Source organism: Geodermatophilus sp. Leaf369 (genome assembly GCF_001424455.1).
Taxonomy (GTDB): domain Bacteria; phylum Actinomycetota; class Actinomycetes; order Mycobacteriales; family Geodermatophilaceae; genus Klenkia.
Genome location: NZ_LMQA01000002.1, coordinates 942,911 through 960,012 on the forward strand (window position 1 = coordinate 942,911; position 17,102 = coordinate 960,012).

Consider the following 17,102-nt stretch of genomic DNA (forward strand, 5'->3'; position numbering starts at 1 on the left):
GCCGAGATGGACACCGTGCCCGCGACCGGGCTCCTCGCTGCCTCCTGGCTGCTGATCGCGCTGCCGCTGGCCGGGGCCGCCGTGCTCCTGCTGGGTGGGAAGCGCACCGACCGCTGGGGCCACCTCCTCGCGATCGGCACCGTCGTCGTCGCCTTCGCCCTGGGCGTGGCCTGCGCGCTCGAGCTGTCGGCCCTGGAGACGAAGAGCGTCGGCGTCGACCTGTTCACCTTCGTCTCCACCGGCTCGCTGGACGTCTCGGCCGGGCTGCTGTTCGACCCGCTGTCGGCGGTGTTCGTGCTGCTCATCACCGGGGTCGGCGCGCTCATCCACGTCTACTCGGTGGGCTACATGGCCCACGACCCCGCGCGGCGCCGGTTCTTCGCCTACCTGAACCTGTTCGTCGCCGCGATGCTGCTGCTGGTCCTAGGCGACAGCTTCGTGGCCCTCTACGTCGGCTGGGAGGGCGTCGGTCTGGCGTCCTACCTGCTGATCGCGTTCTGGTACACCCGCCCGGCCGCGGCGACCGCCGCCAAGAAGGCGTTCATCATGAACCGGGTCGGCGACGTCGGCCTGGCCCTGGCTGTGTTCCTGATGTTCGCCCAGCTGGGGACGACGTCCTACGCCGGCGTCTTCGGCTCGGTCGGGCTGCTGGCCGGCGGCACCGTCACCGCCCTGGGCCTGCTGCTGCTCCTGGGGGCGTGCGGCAAGTCCGGCCAGTTCCCGCTGCAGGCCTGGCTGCCCGACGCCATGGAGGGCCCGACCCCGGTCTCGGCGCTGATCCACGCCGCCACGATGGTCACCGCCGGGGTGTACCTGATCGCGCGCAGTGCGCCGGTCTACGACGCCACCCCCACCGCGCGCACCGTCGTCCTCGTGGTCGGGGCGATCACCATCCTGATCGGCGCGGTCGTCGGCTGCGCCTACGACGACATCAAGAAGGTGCTGGCCTGGTCCACGGTCAGCCAGATCGGCTACATGTTCCTGGCCGTGGGGCTCGGCCCGATCGGCTACGCCGCGGGCATCGCGCACCTGCTCACCCACGGCTTCTTCAAGGCCGGGCTGTTCCTGGGCGCGGGCTCGGTCATGCACGCCATGGGCGACCGCACCGACATGCGCGGCTTCGGTGGCCTCGCCACCAAGATGAAGACCACCTTCGTGACGTTCGGGCTGGGCTACCTGGCGCTCATCGGCTTCCCGTTCCTGTCCGGGTACTTCACGAAGGACGCGATCATCGAGGCCGCGTTCGACCGCGGTGGCGCATCGGGGTACCTGCTGGGCGGGATCGCCGTCCTGGGTGCCGGGCTCACCGCCTTCTACATGACCCGGCTGATGCTGATGACCTTCTTCGGCCGGGCCCGCTGGTCCACCACCGGTCCGGACGCCGTCCACCCGCACGAGTCGCCGGCGGTGATGACGCTGCCCATGGTCGTGCTCGCCGTCGGGTCGGTCGCCGCGGGCTTCCTGCTGGTCGAGGTCTTCCCGCTCGCCGACTGGCTGGCCCCGGTGTTCGGCGAGCCCGAGGAGGCCGCGCACGTCGTCCCGCCGCTGGTGGTGAGCGTGCTGGTCACCGTGGTGGTCGCCCTGGGCGTGCTGCTGGCCTGGGTGGTCGTCGGCCGCCGCGAGGTGCCGACGACGGCGCCTGAGCGGGTGTCGCTGCCGGTCCGCGCCGCCCGCGCCGGGCTGTACGCGGACACGATCAACGAGTCGCTGCTGATGCGGCCGGGGATGTGGCTGACCCGGGCCCTGGTCTGGGTGGACAACCGCGGCGTCGACGGCCTGGTCAACGGCATCGGCGCCGGGCTCGGCGGGTCCTCGGCCCGGCTGGGCCGCGCCCAGACCGGCTTCGTCCGCTCCTACGCCCTCGGCATGCTCGGCGGCGCCTTGCTCGTCGCCGGCGCCCTGCTCGCGGTGGCCGCCGGATGACCGCCCCCACCGACCACGAGGAGCTGCTGTCGTGAGCGACTACCCCTGGCTGCTCACGATGATCGTCGTCCCGGCGGTCGGCGGCGCCGTCGTCGCGGCCCTGCCCAAGGGCCGGGACGCCCTGGCCAAGCAGGTCACCCTCGGCGTCAGCGGGCTGGTGTTCGTCCTCGCCGTGCTGGCCACCGTCGCCTTCGACACCGGCGGCGACCGGTTCCAGCTGGTCACCTCGGTGTCCTGGATCCCCGCCTTCGGGGTCGACTTCGCCCTCGGGGTGGACGGCATCGCGCTGGTGATGCTGCTGCTGGTCGGGTTCCTGGTGCCGGTCGTCGTCGTCGCCTCCTGGCGGGACACCGCGCCCGCCGGGCGCACGATGCAGGCCTACTTCGCCTGGCTGCTGGTGCTCGAGGCGTTCATGGTCGGCGTCTTCGCCGCCACCGACGTCTTCCTCTTCTACGTCTTCTTCGAGGCGATGCTCGTCCCGATGTACTTCATCATCGGCAGCTACGGCGGGCCCCGCCGGCAGTACGCCGCGGTGAAGTTCTTCCTCTACAGCCTGCTCGGCGGGCTGGTGATGCTCGCCTCGGTCATCGGGCTGTTCGTGGTGAGCGAGTCCCAGCTCGGGGCGGGCACGTTCGCCTTCGACGCGCTGCGCCAGCTGGAGATCGACCCCGGCGTGCAGAAGCTCCTGTTCCTGGGCTTCTTCATCGCCTTCGCGATCAAGGCCCCGCTGGTGCCCTTCCACACCTGGCTCCCCGACTCCGGTGCCGAGGCGCCGATCGGTGGCTCGGTGCTGCTGGTCGCGGTGCTGGACAAGGTCGGCACCTTCGGCTTCCTGCGCTACTGCCTGCCGCTGTTCCCCGACGCCGCCCGGGCCTTCGCCCCCGCGGTGCTGGTGCTGGCCGTGCTGGGCATCGGGTACGCCGCGCTGCTGGCGATGGGGCAGTCGGACCTCAAGCGGCTGGTCAGCTACACCTCGATCGCGCACTTCGGGTTCATCGCGCTGGGCATCTTCGCCTTCACCACCGAGGGCGGCACCGGCGCGGTCCTCTACATGGTCAACCACGGCATCGCGACCGGTGCGCTGTTCCTCGTCGTCGGGATGCTCATCGCCCGCGGTGGGTCGCGGCAGATCAGCGACTACGGCGGGGTGGCGGCGAAGGCCCCGGTGCTGGCCGGCGTGCTGCTGGTCGCGGGTCTGGCCAGCCTCGCGCTGCCGGGCACCGGCAGCTTCGTGTCGGAGTTCCTGGTGCTGATCGGGTCGTTCCCGTCGATCCCGGTCTTCACCGTGCTGGCCACCGTGGGCATCGTGCTGGCCGCGCTCTACGTGCTGCTGATGGTGCAGCGGACGGTGTTCGGCCCGGCCCGCGGGCTGGTGGCCGAGAAGCCGTCGGCCTTCGGGGACCTGGGCCGCCGGGAGCTCGCCGTCGTCGCCCCGCTGATCGCGCTGATCATCGGGCTGGGCGTCTACCCGCAGCCGCTGCTGGACCTCATCGACCCGGCGGTCGCCGCGACCATGGTCGACGTCGGCTCCGACCCGGCCGGGTCGACCCCGGTGCACGAACCCGTCACCGCCGAGCAGGGAGCCAACTGATGGGTGCGATCCAGGCGCCGTCGCTGTCGCTGGCCGCGCTGTCCCCGCTGCTGTTCGTCTTCGGGGCGGCCGCGATCGGCGTGCTGGTCGAGGCCTTCGCGCCCCGGCACGTGCGGCACCCCGTGCAGGTCGCCCTCGCCCTGGTCGGCATGGTCGGCGGGTTCGCCGCGACCCTGCTCATCGCCGGCACGAGGACCGTCACCGCCGGCGGGGCGCTCGCCGTCGACGGGGCCGGGCTGTTCCTGCAGGCCACCATCACCGGCCTGGGGGCGCTGTCGATCCTGCTGTTCGCCGAGCGCGGGCTGGACCCGGCGCGGTCCTCCTTCGTCGCGGCCGCCGCGGTGCCGGCCGGCAGCCCCCGGGACCGTGAGCTGCTGACCAGCGAGCGGGTGCAGACCGAGGTCTACCCGCTGGCCTCCTTCGCCGTCGGCGGCATGATGCTCTTCGCCACCGCCAACGACCTGCTGGTCATGTTCATCGCCCTCGAGGTGCTCAGCCTGCCGCTGTACCTGATGAGCGGGCTGGCCCGCCGCCGGCGGCTGCTCAGCCAGGAGGCGGCGGTCAAGTACTTCCTGCTCGGCGCCTTCGCCTCGGCGTTCTTCCTCTACGGCCTGGCGCTGGTCTACGGCGCCACCGGCACCATCCGGCTCTCGGGGATCCGGGCCGCGGTCAGCGAGGACGGCACCGGCACCCTGCTGGTGCTCGGCCTCGGGCTGCTCGTCGTCGGGCTCATGTTCAAGGCCTCGGTCGCGCCCTTCCACACCTGGACCCCCGACGTCTACCAGGGCGCCCCCACCCCGGTCACGGCGTTCATGGCCTCCTGCACCAAGGTCGCCGCGTTCGGCGCGATCCTGCGGCTGCTCTACGTGGCCTTCGGGACGGCGGACTGGACCTGGCGGCCGCTGGTGTACGGCATCGCGATCGTGTCGATGGTGGTGGGCGCGGTGCTCGGCCTCACGCAGACCGACGTCAAGCGGATGCTCGCCTACTCCTCCATCGCGCACGCCGGCTTCCTGCTCACCGGGGTCATCGGGCTGGGCGGGGGCACCGGCTCCGGCCTGGCGGCGACGCTGTTCTACCTGCTCGCCTACGGCCTCACCACGCTCGGTGCCTTCGCCGTCGTCACCCTCGTCCGGGACGGCGATGGCGAGGCCACCCACCTCTCCCAGTGGGCCGGGCTGGCCCGCCGCTCCCCGCTGACCGCGGCGATCATGGCCTTCTTGCTGCTCGCGCTGGCCGGCATCCCGCTCACCAGCGGGTTCACCGGCAAGTTCGCGGTCTTCCGGGCCGCGATCGAGGTCGGGGCCTGGCCGCTGGCCGTGGTGGCCCTGGTGACCAGCGCGATCGCGGCGTTCTTCTACCTGCGGCTGCTGGTGCTCATGTACTTCTCCGAGCCCGCGGTCGACGGCCCCACCGTCGGCGTCCCCGGCCTGCCGACGACCGTCGTGCTGGCCGTGACCGTGGCGGCCACCCTGGTGCTGGGCGTCGTCCCGGGCTCGGTGCTGGACCTGGCCGAGTCCGCCGCCACCCTGATCGGGTGAGCACCGGCCGGCGGGGTGCGCGGACGCACAGCAGGCCGACGGTCCACCGGCCTCGTCCGGCGTCTATCTTCGACGGTCTATGACCGGAGCCCGCACCGCCCTCCCCGCCGCCGGGGGCGGGAGCCAGACGCAGCTGTGGAACCGCCCTGCCACGCCGGCCTCCACGATCGGCTCCTGGTTGCCCGAGGGCGAGCTGGGGGAGTCGCTGGCCGCAGGGCTCACCCGGGTCGAGGACGAGCTGCAGGCCGCCGTGGTCAGCGAGCACGACTTCGTCGGGGAGACCGCCGCCCACCTGATGACCGCCGGCGGCAAGCGGTTCCGCCCCGTGCTGGCGCTGCTGGCCGCCCACCTGGGCGACGCCGACGCGCCCCAGGTGGCCACCGCCGCGGTGGTCTGCGAGCTCACCCACCTGGCCACGCTGTACCACGACGACGTCATGGACGAGGCCCTCGTCCGGCGCGGTGCGCAGAGCGCGAACAGCCGGTGGAGCAACAGCATCGCCATCCTGACCGGCGACTTCCTGTTCGCCCGGGCCTCGGACCTGCTGGCCGACCTCGGCCCCGAGGCCGTGCGCGTCCAGGCCCGCACCTTCGAGCGGCTGGTCACCGGGCAGATCCGGGAGACCGTGGGCCCCGCGGCCGGTGAGGACCCGATCGCCCACCACCTGTCGGTGCTGGCGGACAAGACCGGCTCGCTGGTGGCCACCTCCGCCCGCTTCGGGGCCACCTTCGCCGGGGTGGACGCCGCCCTCGTCGCCGAGTTGACCGCGTTCGCCGAGGAGGTCGGGGTCGCCTTCCAGCTCTCCGACGACCTCATCGACATCACCAGCGAGAGCGGCACGTCGGGCAAGCTGCCCGGCACCGACCTGCGGGAGGGCATCGCCACCCTGCCGGTGCTGCTCGCGCTGGCCGGCGACGACCCGGCCGAGGCGCGGCTGCGCGCACTCGTCGCCGGGCCGGTCACCGACGAGGCCGACCACGCCGAGGCGCTGGCCCTGCTGCGTGCCTCGGCCTCGCTGGGCCGGGCCACCGAGGTGCTGCAGTCCTACGCCGACCGGGCCCGCGCCCGGCTCACCGCCGTCCCCGAGGGCGACGTGCGCGAGGCGCTGGACGCGCTGTGCGACTACGTGGTGACCCGCTCCGCATGACCGACGCGACCCAGGGACCATGGGTCGCATGGGGACCCGTCGCACCGCCCGCCTGACCGCTGCCCTCACCGGGGTCGTCCTGCTCGCCGGCTGCGGCTCGTCGGCGTCCGGGGAGTCCGAGGCCGATGCCGCGGCCGCCAGCCCCCCCGCCGGCGCCCCGGCGCTCGAGGTGGAGACCGTGCTGGACGGCCTGGACCACCCTTGGGACGTCGCGCAGGCCCCCGATGGCACCCTGCTGGTCGACGAGCGGGACGGCGGGTTCACCGCCGTGCTCCCCGACGGCTCCAGCCGGCAGCTCGAGGCGGACTTCGACGACCTCTGGGCCGACGGCGAGACCGGGCTCATGGGCCTGGTGCTCAGCCCGGCCTTCGCCACCGACCGCACCCTCTACACCTGTCAGGGCGTCACCGACGGCGGGGCGGACGGCGGCCCCGGCATCGAGGTGATCGGCTGGACCGTCGACGCGGACTGGACCGCCGCGACCCGGGTGGCCGACCCGCTGGTCGGCCAGATCCCGGTGAACACCGACTCCGGCCGGCACGGCGGCTGCCGGCTGCGCTTCGACGACACCGGTCAGCTGCTCGTCGGCACCGGGGACAACGCGCTCGGCACCAACCCGCAGGACCTCTCCACGCTGGCCGGCAAGCTGCTGCGGGTCGACCCGCAGACCGGGCAGCCCTCGACGGACAACCCCTTCCTCGAGCTCACCGACCCGACCTCGCACGCGATCGTGGGCTACGGGCACCGCAACGTCCAGGGCATCGCGGTGCAGCCCGGCACGGGTGCGGTCTACACCGCCGAGCAGGGCAGCCAGGTCGACGACGAGGTCAACCTCGCCGAGGACGGCGGCAACTACGGCTGGGACCCGGTCGGCTCTGGCGAGTACGACGAGAGCGTCCCGATGACCGACACCGAGATCCCCGGCGCGATCGAGGCCGTGTGGAGCTCCGGCGACCCGACCATCGCCGTCTCCGGCATCACGTTCCTGGACGGGGCGGAGTGGGGCGAGTACGACGGACTGCTGCTGCTCGGCGTGCAGAAGGACACCGGGGTCCTGGCGCTGCGGCTGGGCGAGGACGGCAGCCTGGTCGAGCAGTTCCGGATCCCCGAGCTGGAGGGCACCTACGGCCGGGTCCGCAGCCCGCAGCTGGGCAGCGACGGCTCGCTGTACCTGACCACCGACAACGGCGAGGGCGCCGACCAGCTGCTCCGGGTCACCCCCGCGAGCTGACCCGCTCGGGCACGGGGACGTCCTCGGGCAGCAGCGGGCAGGGCTCCGGCGTCCCCCAGGTGGTGCGCAGCGGCAGCACGCCGGCCCAGTCGGCCGCCGGGGCCGTCAGGTCGCGCTCGTCCTCGCCGGGCGGGCCGGTGCGTGCCTTGACGCTGGCCTCGGTCAGGTCCAGCGCGAGGACGGCGGTCGCGGCGAGCTCGCGCCGGTCGGGCTGCCGGGTCGCCGTCCACGAGCCGGGTGCCAGGTGCTCGGTGAGGACGCCGAGCCCGTGCCACCGCTCGTCGGGGTCCTCGACGAGCCGGGCCGTGCCCTGGACGACGGCCGACCGGTGGTTCATCGAGTGGTGGAAGGCCGAGCGGCTGTAGACGATCCCGTCGACGTGGGTGACGGTGAAGCACACCGGCAGTCCGCCCCCGGCCGCCCGCAGCGTGGCCGCGCCGGTCGAGCCGTGCAGGTAGAGGGTGTCGCCGTCCCGGCCGTAGGCGGTGGGCACGACCAGTGGCCCGGCCGGCATCGCCAGACCCAGGTGGCCGACCAGTCCGGCGTCGAGCAGGGCGTACAGCTCCGCGCGGTCGCTGCGGGCCCGGACGGCGTTGCGGCGCACGGTGGAGCGGGAGGTGGGGGAGAGCGGCGTGGTCACGGGACCACCCTGACCCGGTACGTGGCATCCTCCGAGAGCCAATCCCGCGCTGTTCCGGCAGTCCACTCCCCTCGAGGTGCCCGTGGTCGACGTCCCGCCGCTGGTGCTGGACCGCACGGTCGGCACCCCCCTGGCCGTGCAGCTCGCCGACGGCCTGCGGGCGGCCACCGCCGACGGTGCGCTGCGTGCGGGGGACCGGCTGCCCTCGACCCGCGAGCTCGCCGCGCTGCTGCGGGTCAGCCGGACCGTCACCGCGGGGGCCTACGACCAGCTGCTCGCCGAGGGCTGGCTCGAGGGCCGTCGCGGGGTGGGCACCTTCGTCGTCGGCACCCCGCAGCCGGCGCCGTCGTCCGGTCGGTCGTCCCGGGTGGCCCCGGCCGCCGGCGTGGTCGACCTGCGGCCCGGGGCGCCGTGCCTGGAGGTGCTGGACCGGGCTGCCTGGCGCCGGGCCTGGCGGGCCGCCGGCGACCGGGACCCCGACGTCGGCTGGGACCCCCGGGGCGACCCGGTCTTCGGGGCGGCCGTCGTCGAGCACCTGCTCCGGCACCGCGGGCTGCCGGCCGACCCGGCCGACGTGCTGGGCACGTCCGGCACGTCGGCCGGGGTCGCCGAGGTCGCCCGGTTGCTTCCGCCGGGCGCCCGGGTCGGGGTGGAGGACCCGGGCTACCAGCGGGTGGTCGGTGCGCTCACCGCAGCCGGCGTGCAGTGCGTCCCGGTGCCGGTGGACGCCGACGGGCTGGTGGTCGACCGGGTGCCGCCCGGTCTCGCCGCCGTCTACTGCACCCCGGCCCACCAGTTCCCCCTCGGCGGCCGGCTGCCGGCCGCCCGCCGGGTCGCGCTGGTCGACCGGGCCCGCGCCGAGGGACTGCTGCTGCTCGAGGACGACTACGACGGTGAGCTGCGCTACGACGTGGCGCCGCTGCCGCTGTTGGCCGCGCTGGGCCCCGACGTCGTCGTCCACCTGGGGACGACGTCCAAGGTCCTCAGCCCCACCCTGGGCGTCGGTTGGCTGGTGGCCCCGCCGTGGGTGCGCGACGCCCTGCTGGAGGCCCGCACCCGCACCGGGACCCGGCCCGCCCGGGCCGGCCAGCGGGTGTTCGCCGACCTCGCCGACTCCGGTGACCTGGCCCGGCACCTGCGTCGACTCCGTCGCGAGCTGGCCGCCCGCCGGGAGCTGGTCCGCGCCGCGGTCACGGCCGCCGGGCACCGCACCGTGGGCGACGCGGCCGGGGCGCACCTCGTCGTCCCGCTGCCCGACCGGGCGACCGAGGAGCACGTCCGCGCCGCAGCAGCGGCCCGCGGCGTCGCCGTGGACGGCCTGGCGTGGCACACCGCCGCGGACGGACCCGCCGGCCTCGTCGTCGGCTGGGCCGCACCCACCCGGGCCGCCCTCGTCCCCGCCCTCGAGGTCCTGACCACCGCCCTCACGCCCTGACGAGGAGCGCCTCCCCCGTCAGGGGGGTCAGGCGCGGACGGGGAGGGACAGGGGACCGCGGAGGACGGTGGCGACGCGGGGCACCGGCCGCCCGGCCGGACGGAGCCGGGGCGCGCGCTCGGCGAGCAGCCGCAGCGCGACCTCGCCCTCCAGCCGGGCCAGCGGCGCGCCCAGGCAGTAGTGCACGCCGCCGGAGAAGGCCAGGTGCGGCACGGTCTGCTCGCGGTGCAGGTCGAAGCGGTCGGGGTCGACGTGCACGGCGGGGTCGCGGTTGGCGCTGGCGAGCAGCAGCAGCACGCCGCTGTCCTTCCGCACCGGGGCGCCGTCCACCTCGAGGTCCTCGTGGGCGAACCGGGCGGTGAGCTGCACCGGCGGGTCGTAGCGCAGCGTCTCCTCGATGGCCGCCGCGGCCAGCGACGGGTCGGCGACCAGGGCGTCCCACTGGCCCGGCGTGCGGTGCAGGGCCTGGACGGCGTTGCCGATGAGGTTGGTGGTCGTCTCGAACCCGGCGACCAGGAGCAGCTGGGCGAGCGCGAGCACCTCGTCGGCGGTGGCCCGCCCGCCGTCCACGGCCTGGGCGAGGGTCGACACCACGTCCTCGCCGGGGTCGGCCCGGCGCTGCTCCAGCAGTTCGGCGAACAGCGCCCGCAGGTCCGCGGTGGCCTGCGCCAGTTCCCGCGCGTGGGCGGGGGAGCGCACGCCCTCCAGCGAGGACCCCAGCGCCCGTCCCCAGCGGGCGAACCGCTCGCTGTCCACGTCGGGCACGTCGAGCAGCGCCGCGATGACGGTGATCGGGAGCGGCGAGGCCAGGTCGCGCACCAGGTCGAAGCGGCCCCGGGCGAGCGCGGCGTCCAGCAGCTCCCCGGTCACCCGCTCGGCCACCGACCGGTAGTGCTCCAGCCGCCGGGGGGCGAACGCGGGCTGCGCCAGGCGACGCAGCCGGGTGTGGTCGGGCGGGTCCAGGGTGAGCAGCGAGAGGTCGACCGGCTCGAGCAACGAGCCGTCCTCGCCGCCGTCCCCGAGCCGGCTGCCGCCGTCGGAGAGCCGGACCCCGAAGCGGCGGTCCCGCAGCACCGACTCGACCGAGGCGTGCGTGGCCAGTGCGGTGAGCCCGGTGCGGCTGCGCACCGGGCCGCCGGCCGCCTGGGCGGCCCGCAGCTCGGCGAAGACCGGGTAGGGGTCGGTCCGCCACGGCCGGTGCAGCAGGCGGGCGACCCGGTCGCCCCGGACGGCGAGGGCCATCCCCCCGGCGCGCAGGGCGCCGATGCGCAACCCCAGGACGGCGTCGGCCGTCAGCTGGCCGATCGCCGTCCGGGGCCGCGCGTGGTCCACGTCGGTCAGTCCACGACCCAGTTGTCGCTGCCGCGCAGCAGCGCGTCCAGGTCGGCGGGCTGGGCGCTGCGGGCGTCCTCGAGCTGGTCGCTCATCATCGCCTCGTAGGTCGGCTTCTCGATCGAGCGGAAGACGCCCATCGGGGTGTACCGGAGGTCCTGGCTGGACAGCCGGGACAGCGCGAAGGCGTAGGCCGGGTCGGTGCGGTGCGCGTCGTGCACCACGATGTCGGCCTCGGCGACCTGGTGGGTCTCGGCGATCCGGAGGCCACCGGAGCCGTCGGCGACCACGCACGAGGCGCCGTCGGGCCCGAAGACCAGCTTCTCCCCGTGCACCAGCGGGATCGTCCACTGCTTGCCGGTCAACGGGTCCTTGAGCAGCTCGAAGGCGCCGTCGTTGAAGATGTTGCAGTTCTGGTAGATCTCCACCAGCGAGGTGCCCTTGTGCTCCGCGGCCTGCCGCAGCACGTCGGTGAGCCCCTTGCGGTCGGAGTCCATCGCCCGGCCGACGAAGGTCGCGTCCGCGCCCAGCGCCAGCGACACCGGGTTGAACGGGTGGTCCAGCGAGCCCATGGGGGTGCTCTTGGTGACCTTGCCGATCTCCGAGGTGGGCGAGTACTGGCCCTTGGTGAGCCCGTAGATCCGGTTGTTGAACAGCAGGATCGTCAGGTCCACGTTGCGGCGCAGGGTGTGGATCAGGTGGTTGCCGCCGATCGACAGCGCGTCGCCGTCCCCGGTGACCACCCAGACCGACAGGTCCGGACGGGAGGCGGCCAGCCCGGTCGCGATCGCCGGCGCGCGGCCGTGGATCGAGTGCATCCCGTAGGTGTTCATGTAGTACGGGAACCGCGACGAGCAGCCGATCCCGGAGATGATCACCATGTCCTCGCGGGCGATCCCCAGCGAGGGCAGGAACGACTGGACCGCGTTGAGGATGACGTAGTCACCGCACCCGGGGCACCAGCGCACCTCCTGGTCGGTCTTGAGGTCCTTGCCCTTGAGCGTGGTCTGCTTCTCGCCGTTGGTCTCCACCGAGCGGGCGACGGCGTCGGCGATGCGCTGGTCGTAGGCCGGCATCCCGAGCTCGTGCACGTGGGTGTCGATGGCGTGTGCGGTGTCGTCCGAGAACGTGGTCACGACTGGCCTCCGGTGGTGGCGGGGACGGTCGCCCCGTCGATGGCGTCCTGGAGGACGGCGGCGAGCTCGGCTGCCCGGAAGGGCAACCCGGTCACCTGGGTGTGGCTCTGCACGTCGACCAGGTACTCCGCGCGGAGCACCTTGGAGAGCTGGCCGAGGTTCATCTCCGGGCAGACCACCCGGTCGTAGGACCGCAGGATCTCCCCGAGGTCGTTGGGCAGCGGGTTGAGGTGCCGCAGGTGGACCTGGGCGATCGAGCGCCCGGATCGGCGGATCCGCCGGCAGGCAGCCCCGATCGGACCGTAGGTGGAGCCCCAGCCGATGACGGCGACGCGGGCGTCGCCGTCGGGGTCGTCGACCTCGGTCGGGGGCAGGCTGGCGGCGATGCCGTCGACCTTGGCCTGCCGGGTCCGGACCATGAAGTCGTGGTTGGCCGGGTCGTAGGAGATGTTCCCGGTGCCGTCGGCCTTCTCCAGCCCACCGATGCGGTGCTGCAGGCCGGAGGTGCCGGGCACCGCCCACGGACGGGCCAGGGTCTCCGGGTCGCGCAGGTAGGGCAGGAACTCCGGCGTCCCGTCGGCGGCCTGGCCGTTGGGCTCGGTGGTGAACTCCACCCGCAGGTCGGGCAGGTCCTCGGTCGCCGGGACCGACCACGGCTCGGCGCCGTTGGCCAGGTAGCCGTCGGACAGCAGGAACACCGGGGTGCGGTAGGTCAGCGCGATCCGGCAGGCCTCGATCGCGGCGTCGAAGCAGTCACCGGGGGAGCGCGGGGCCACCACCGGCACCGGTGCCTCGCCGTTGCGCCCGTAGAGGGCCTGGAGGAGGTCCGACTGCTCGGTCTTGGTGGGCAGCCCGGTCGAGGGGCCACCGCGCTGGACGTCGACGATGACCAGCGGCAGCTCGGTCATCACGGCCAGCCCGATCGTCTCGGCCTTCAGGGCGACACCCGGGCCCGAGGTCGTCGTGATGCCCAGGGCACCGCCGAAGCTGGCCCCCAGGGCGGCGCCGATGCCGGCGATCTCGTCCTCGGCCTGGAAGGTGCGCACGCCGAAGGACTTGTGCTTGGACAGCTCGTGCAGCACGTCCGAGGCCGGGGTGATCGGGTAGGCGCCCAGGAACACCGGCAGGCCGGAGCGGACGCCGGCGGCGACCAGCCCGTAGGCCAGTGCCTGGTTGCCCGAGATGTTGCGGTAGGTGCCCGCAGCCATCGGGGCCGGCTTGATCTCGTAGGAGACCGCGAAGGCCTCCGTCGTCTCGCCGTAGTTGAACCCGGCGCGGAAGGCCGCGATGTTGGCCGCGGCGATCTCGGGCTTCTTGCGGAACTGGCGCTCCAGGAAGCGGACGGTGCCCTCGGTGGGCCGGTGGTACATCCAGGACAGCAGGCCGAGGGTGAACATGTTCTTGCTGCGCTCGGCCTCCTTCTTGCCCAGGCCGGAGTCCGCGAGCGCGTCGGTGGTCATCGACGTCAGCGGCACGCTGACCAGCTGCCAGCCGTCCAGCGACCCGTCGGTCAGCGGGTTCTCCGCGTAGCCGACCTTGGCCAGGTTGCGGGCGGAGAACTCGTCGGAGTCCGCGATCAGCAGGCCACCGCCGGGGAGGTCGGCGATGTTGGCCTTGAGCGCGGCCGGGTTCATCACGACCAGCACGTCGGGGGCGTCCCCGGGGGTCATGATGTCGTGGTCGGCGAAGTGCAGCTGGAAGCTGGAGACGCCGGGCAGGGTCCCCGTGGGCGCCCGGATCTCGGCGGGGAAGTTGGGCAGCGTCGACAGGTCGTTGCCGAAGGACGCGGTCTCGCTGGTGAAGCGGTTGCCGGTCAGCTGCATGCCGTCGCCGGAGTCGCCGGCGAGCCGGATCACGACCCGGTCGAGGGCCACGACGCTCTTGACGAGCCCGCCGGGCGCCGAGGGCTGCGTCTCGGGGGTGGTGGCGGGGGTGGTGTCAGTCATCAGGGGTGTACCTCCACCGGCCGAGGTTACGGCGCGGGTCGCGGGCGCGACGGCTCAGGACCCCTGCAGTGGCCGAGCCCACAGAGGGTGCCCTCAGCCGGCTCGGTTCGGGAGTGCTCCGAAGTCGGCCAGCGTGCGGGCCGCGACCTCGCGGAGCTTGACGTTCGTGTCCTGGGAGACCGTCCGCAGCACCCCGAACGCGTCGTCGGGGGAGATCCGCCGGACGACGGCGACCGCGCCCTTGGCCTGCTCGATCACCGCCCGCGAGGCGATGGCCTCCTCGAGCTGGCTGATCAGCGTGGCCGACCGGTGCTGCTGCAGCTGCCCGGCGACCAACCCGGTGGCGATCCGGCTGATCAGCGTGGCGACCGCCTCGTCGTCGTCGGAGAAGCCGTCGAGGGAGTGGCTGTACAGGTTCAGCGCCCCGAAACGCTGGTCGTCGACCACCAACGGGCAGGCCAGGAAGGCCCGCACCCCGTCGGCGACCGCGGCCTGGGTGAACTCCGGCCAGGCCTGCATCGACTCCGAGACGGTCACCCGGACGCAGACGCCCTCCCGCGCGGCGTGCAGGCAGGGGCCCTCGTCGGCGTCGTACTGGTCCCGGTCGACGGCCAGGGTGCGCTCGTCGGTCCACGCCGAGGTGAAGGGCGTGCCGTCCTTCAGCACGGTGACGCCGGCGGCGTCGCAGTCCCCGACGACCTCCTTGGCGAGCACGGCGACCCACTGCAGCAGCTCGGTGACCTCACGGCCGTGCACGCCCGGCCCGGTCAGCGCCTCGACCACCCGGGCCACGGCCGCGGGCCGGGCTGCCGCGACGTGAGCGACCATCTCGCGGGTGTCGCGCGTGGACGCCCGGTTGGGCAGCGGGCCGGAGTCCTGCGCGGTGTCCCGGAGGACCGGCTGCAGGGAGATCTGTTCGCCGGTGCTGGTGTCGGTGCTCATGGGACGGTGCTCCGTGGCGGTCGGGGCGGGGGGGCGGGCGATCGATCGAGCATACGAGGTGCACCGGCCCGGTCCGGGGGCCTCAGCCGGGGAACGGCCTCCCGGGCCCCCGCGTTGACCCCGGCGTGCACCGCTGGAACAACGGTCTGAAGACCGCACTGCTGCTGGGCCTGATGGCCGGGGTGGTCCTCGCCGCCGGTGCGCTCATCGGCGGCCGGGGCGGCCTGCTGGTCGCCCTGGTGGTCGCGGTGGCCGTCAACGGCTACGCGTGGTTCAACAGCGACCAGCTCGCGCTGCGGTCCATGCGGGCGTTCCCGGTGACCGAGACGCAGGCGCCGCAGGTGTACGCCATCGTCCGGGAGCTCGCGACCGAGGCCCGCCAGCCGATGCCGCGGCTCTACGTCAGCCCCACCAACCAGCCCAACGCCTTCGCCACCGGCCGCAACCCGCGCAAGGCCGCGGTCTGCTGCACCCAGGGGATCCTGGAGCTGCTGGACCGTCGCGAACTGCGCGGCGTGCTGGCCCACGAGCTGTCCCACGTCTACAACCGGGACATCCTGATCGGGTCGGTGGCCGGGGCGATGGCCACCGTGGTCACCTGGCTGGCGCACGTGGCAGCGTTCTCGAGCCTCTTCGGCGGCCGGTCCGACCGCGGCGGTGGGGGCAACGCGCTGGGCAGCCTGCTGCTGGTCGTCCTGGGTCCGGTCGCGGCCGGGGTGGTCCAGATGGCCGTGAGCCGCAGCCGGGAGTTCCAGGCCGACGCCTCGGGCGCGCAGTTGTCCGAGGACCCGCTCGCGCTGGCCTCGGCGCTGCGCAAGCTGGAGAGCGGCGTCACGGCGCGGCCGCTGCCCCAGGACGACCGGCTGGTCGCCCAGAGCCACCTGATGATCGCCAACCCGTTCCGCGGGGCCGGGTTGGCGACCATGTTCGCCACCCACCCCCCGATGGCCGAGCGCATCGCCCGCCTGGAGGCCATGGCCGCGAGGTGACGTGCTGGAACGGCCCCCTCGCAGGGCCCCGCGCCGCGCGGAGCGTGGCGCGGGGGGCGAGGGGGTCCTTACCGGTAGTTGTCGAACTGCAGGGCGATCTCGAAGTCGGTGGACTTCAGCAGGGCCTGCACGGCCTGGAGGTCGTCGCGCTTCTTGCCGCTGACCCGGAGCTGGTCGCCCTGGATCTGGGCCTGGACGCCCTTGGGGCCCTCGTCGCGGATGGTCTTGGCGATCTGCTTGGCCTTGTCCGAGGCGATGCCCTGCTGGATGGTCGCGGAGATCTTGTAGGTCTTGCCGGAGGCCTGGGGCTCGCCGGCGTCCAGGGCCTTCATCGAGATGCCCCGCTTGACCAGCTTCTCCTTGAACACCTCGAGCGCGGCGGCGACCCGCTCCTCGGTGTCGGCGGTGAGGGTGACGCCCTCCTCGCCGGCCCACGCGATGGCGGCGTTCGTGCCACGGAAGTCGAAGCGCTGGCTGAGCTCCTTGCCCGCCTGGTTCAGGGCGTTGTCCACCTCCTGGCGGTCGACCTTGCTGACGACGTCGAAGGACGCATCTGCCATGTCCGGGGTCCTCTCTGTCTGGTGTCGGACCACCCGGTGGGCGGCCCGATCGGTCTTGTACGCTCGTCGGGCACCAACGCACGCGGCGGGTTGCCCGAGTGGCCAATGGGAGCGGACTGTAAATCCGCCGGCTTAGCCTTCGAAGGTTCGAATCCTTCACCCGCCACGCCTGGTGCGACGGCCCCCGACCCTACGGTCGGGGGCCGTCGTCATGCGGTGGGGGCCCGGGCGCTGGCCACCGCGGTGCGCTCCAGCCCCTGACCGGCGAGGAACAGCCACCCGAAGGCGATCTTCACGGTGCGGGTGCACGTGACGGTGACCTCGACCCCGTCGGTCTGCACCGACCACGCCTCGAGCCGGGTGCCCCCGTCGGCGAGCTGGTCGGCGACCGCGGCCTGCGCGCTGTCCCGGGTCAGCGGCAGGCTGGTGCCGACGCCCTCGCGGTAGACGAGCCCCTCGTCGGTCCGGTTGGCCGCGGCCAGCGCCGCCCCGTCGCAGACCGACTGCACGCGGCGCTGTTCGAGGAAGGCGTCCGAGGCGGCGATCGCGCCGAAGGCCATCAGGGCGGCCACCGACCAGCAGACCAGCACGAACGGCAGCGTGGAGCCCTCCTCGGAGCTCCTCGGCGGCGGGACCACGCGCGCACTGTAGGGCCGGAGGCGACGTCCGTGGGCCGCCCTGTGGACGAC

Annotated in this window: 14 protein-coding genes and 1 tRNA gene; 8 read left to right on the forward strand and 7 right to left on the reverse strand. The window is 73.7% G+C overall.

The window, feature by feature from the left end; all coding sequences use genetic code 11:
• Nucleotides 1–6 precede the first annotated feature (6 nt).
• From nuoL to ASG36_RS13460, 5 genes are all read left to right on the forward strand, one after another.
• On the forward strand, nt 7–1,923 hold the full coding sequence (nuoL, locus tag ASG36_RS13440; RefSeq protein WP_055764545.1) for an NADH-quinone oxidoreductase subunit L: 1,917 nt from the start codon (nt 7–9) through the stop codon (nt 1,921–1,923).
• 31 nt (nt 1,924–1,954) lie between these two features.
• Nucleotides 1,955–3,514, forward strand: coding sequence for an NADH-quinone oxidoreductase subunit M (locus ASG36_RS13445; protein ID WP_055764547.1), 1,560 nt, complete (start codon nt 1,955–1,957; stop codon nt 3,512–3,514).
• On the forward strand, nt 3,514–5,055 hold the full coding sequence (gene nuoN, locus ASG36_RS13450; RefSeq protein WP_055764549.1) for an NADH-quinone oxidoreductase subunit NuoN: 1,542 nt from the start codon (nt 3,514–3,516) through the stop codon (nt 5,053–5,055). Before ASG36_RS13445 ends, nuoN begins: the two co-directional genes overlap by 1 nt.
• A 79-nt stretch (nt 5,056–5,134) precedes the next feature.
• Nucleotides 5,135–6,202, forward strand: a complete 1,068-nt coding sequence (locus ASG36_RS13455; RefSeq protein WP_082523078.1) for a polyprenyl synthetase family protein — start codon at nt 5,135–5,137, stop codon at nt 6,200–6,202.
• Nucleotides 6,203–6,230: 28 nt separating this feature from the next.
• Nucleotides 6,231–7,433: a sorbosone dehydrogenase family protein gene (locus ASG36_RS13460; protein WP_055764551.1), complete on the forward strand. Its 1,203-nt coding sequence runs from the start codon at nt 6,231–6,233 to the stop codon at nt 7,431–7,433.
• On the opposite strand, the gene ASG36_RS13465 is transcribed toward ASG36_RS13460, so the two are convergent.
• Nucleotides 7,417–8,073, reverse strand: a complete 657-nt coding sequence (locus ASG36_RS13465; protein ID WP_055764553.1) for a pyridoxamine 5'-phosphate oxidase family protein — start codon at nt 8,071–8,073, stop codon at nt 7,417–7,419. The two genes, ASG36_RS13460 and ASG36_RS13465, sit on opposite strands and share 17 nt — an antisense overlap.
• Nucleotides 8,074–8,155: 82 nt before the next feature.
• Between ASG36_RS13465 and ASG36_RS13470 the strand changes: the two genes are divergently transcribed.
• Nucleotides 8,156–9,508 carry a PLP-dependent aminotransferase family protein gene (locus ASG36_RS13470; RefSeq protein ID WP_055764555.1) on the forward strand — a complete coding sequence of 451 codons (1,353 nt, stop codon included), beginning with the start codon at nt 8,156–8,158 and terminating at the stop codon, nt 9,506–9,508.
• 27 nt (nt 9,509–9,535) lie between these two features.
• Here the strand turns inward: ASG36_RS13470 and ASG36_RS13475 are convergent, their stop codons facing one another.
• From ASG36_RS13475 to ASG36_RS13490, 4 genes are all read right to left on the reverse strand, one after another.
• Nucleotides 9,536–10,840, reverse strand: a complete 1,305-nt coding sequence (locus ASG36_RS13475; RefSeq protein WP_235494957.1) for a cytochrome P450 — start codon at nt 10,838–10,840, stop codon at nt 9,536–9,538.
• Between the two features lie 5 nt (nt 10,841–10,845).
• Nucleotides 10,846–11,976, reverse strand: coding sequence for a 2-oxoacid:ferredoxin oxidoreductase subunit beta (locus ASG36_RS13480; RefSeq protein WP_235494960.1), 1,131 nt, complete (start codon nt 11,974–11,976; stop codon nt 10,846–10,848).
• Nucleotides 11,973–13,922, reverse strand: coding sequence for a 2-oxoacid:acceptor oxidoreductase subunit alpha (locus ASG36_RS13485; protein ID WP_055764557.1), 1,950 nt, complete (start codon nt 13,920–13,922; stop codon nt 11,973–11,975). Before ASG36_RS13485 ends, ASG36_RS13480 begins: the two co-directional genes overlap by 4 nt.
• 93 nt (nt 13,923–14,015) lie before the next feature.
• On the reverse strand, nt 14,016–14,864 hold the full coding sequence (locus ASG36_RS13490; RefSeq protein ID WP_055764559.1) for a GAF and ANTAR domain-containing protein: 849 nt from the start codon (nt 14,862–14,864) through the stop codon (nt 14,016–14,018).
• Between the two features lie 125 nt (nt 14,865–14,989).
• Here ASG36_RS13490 and htpX point away from each other — a divergent pair, with 125 nt between their 5' ends.
• Nucleotides 14,990–15,853 carry a zinc metalloprotease HtpX gene (gene htpX / locus ASG36_RS13495; RefSeq protein WP_055764562.1) on the forward strand — a complete coding sequence of 288 codons (864 nt, stop codon included), beginning with the start codon at nt 14,990–14,992 and terminating at the stop codon, nt 15,851–15,853.
• Between the two features lie 68 nt (nt 15,854–15,921).
• On the opposite strand, the gene ASG36_RS13500 is transcribed toward htpX, so the two are convergent.
• Nucleotides 15,922–16,413, reverse strand: a complete 492-nt coding sequence (locus tag ASG36_RS13500) for a YajQ family cyclic di-GMP-binding protein (RefSeq protein ID WP_055764564.1) — start codon at nt 16,411–16,413, stop codon at nt 15,922–15,924.
• An 84-nt stretch (nt 16,414–16,497) separates the two neighbouring features.
• On the opposite strand from ASG36_RS13500, the gene ASG36_RS13505 reads away from it, so the two are divergent.
• Nucleotides 16,498–16,579, forward strand: a tRNA-Tyr gene (locus ASG36_RS13505).
• A 43-nt stretch (nt 16,580–16,622) separates the two neighbouring features.
• Here ASG36_RS13505 and ASG36_RS13510 read toward each other — a convergent pair.
• Entirely contained in the window at nt 16,623–17,051 is a 429-nt protein-coding gene (locus ASG36_RS13510; RefSeq protein WP_055764566.1) for a pilus assembly protein TadG-related protein, read from the reverse strand.
• Nucleotides 17,052–17,102 lie beyond the last annotated feature (51 nt).

Excerpts from the sequence above, each read along its gene's own strand:
- nuoL (WP_055764545.1), top strand. The coding sequence starts at position 7 with ATGGACACCGTGCCCGCGACCGGGCTCCTCGCTGCCTCCTGGCTGCTG.
- nuoN (WP_055764549.1), top strand. The coding sequence starts at position 3,514 with ATGGGTGCGATCCAGGCGCCGTCGCTGTCGCTGGCCGCGCTGTCCCCG.
- ASG36_RS13455 (WP_082523078.1), top strand. The coding sequence starts at position 5,135 with ATGACCGGAGCCCGCACCGCCCTCCCCGCCGCCGGGGGCGGGAGCCAG.
- ASG36_RS13460 (WP_055764551.1), top strand. The coding sequence starts at position 6,231 with ATGGGGACCCGTCGCACCGCCCGCCTGACCGCTGCCCTCACCGGGGTC.
- ASG36_RS13485 (WP_055764557.1), bottom strand. The coding sequence starts at position 13,922 with ATGACTGACACCACCCCCGCCACCACCCCCGAGACGCAGCCCTCGGCG.
- ASG36_RS13490 (WP_055764559.1), bottom strand. The coding sequence starts at position 14,864 with ATGAGCACCGACACCAGCACCGGCGAACAGATCTCCCTGCAGCCGGTC.
- ASG36_RS13500 (WP_055764564.1), bottom strand. The coding sequence starts at position 16,413 with ATGGCAGATGCGTCCTTCGACGTCGTCAGCAAGGTCGACCGCCAGGAG.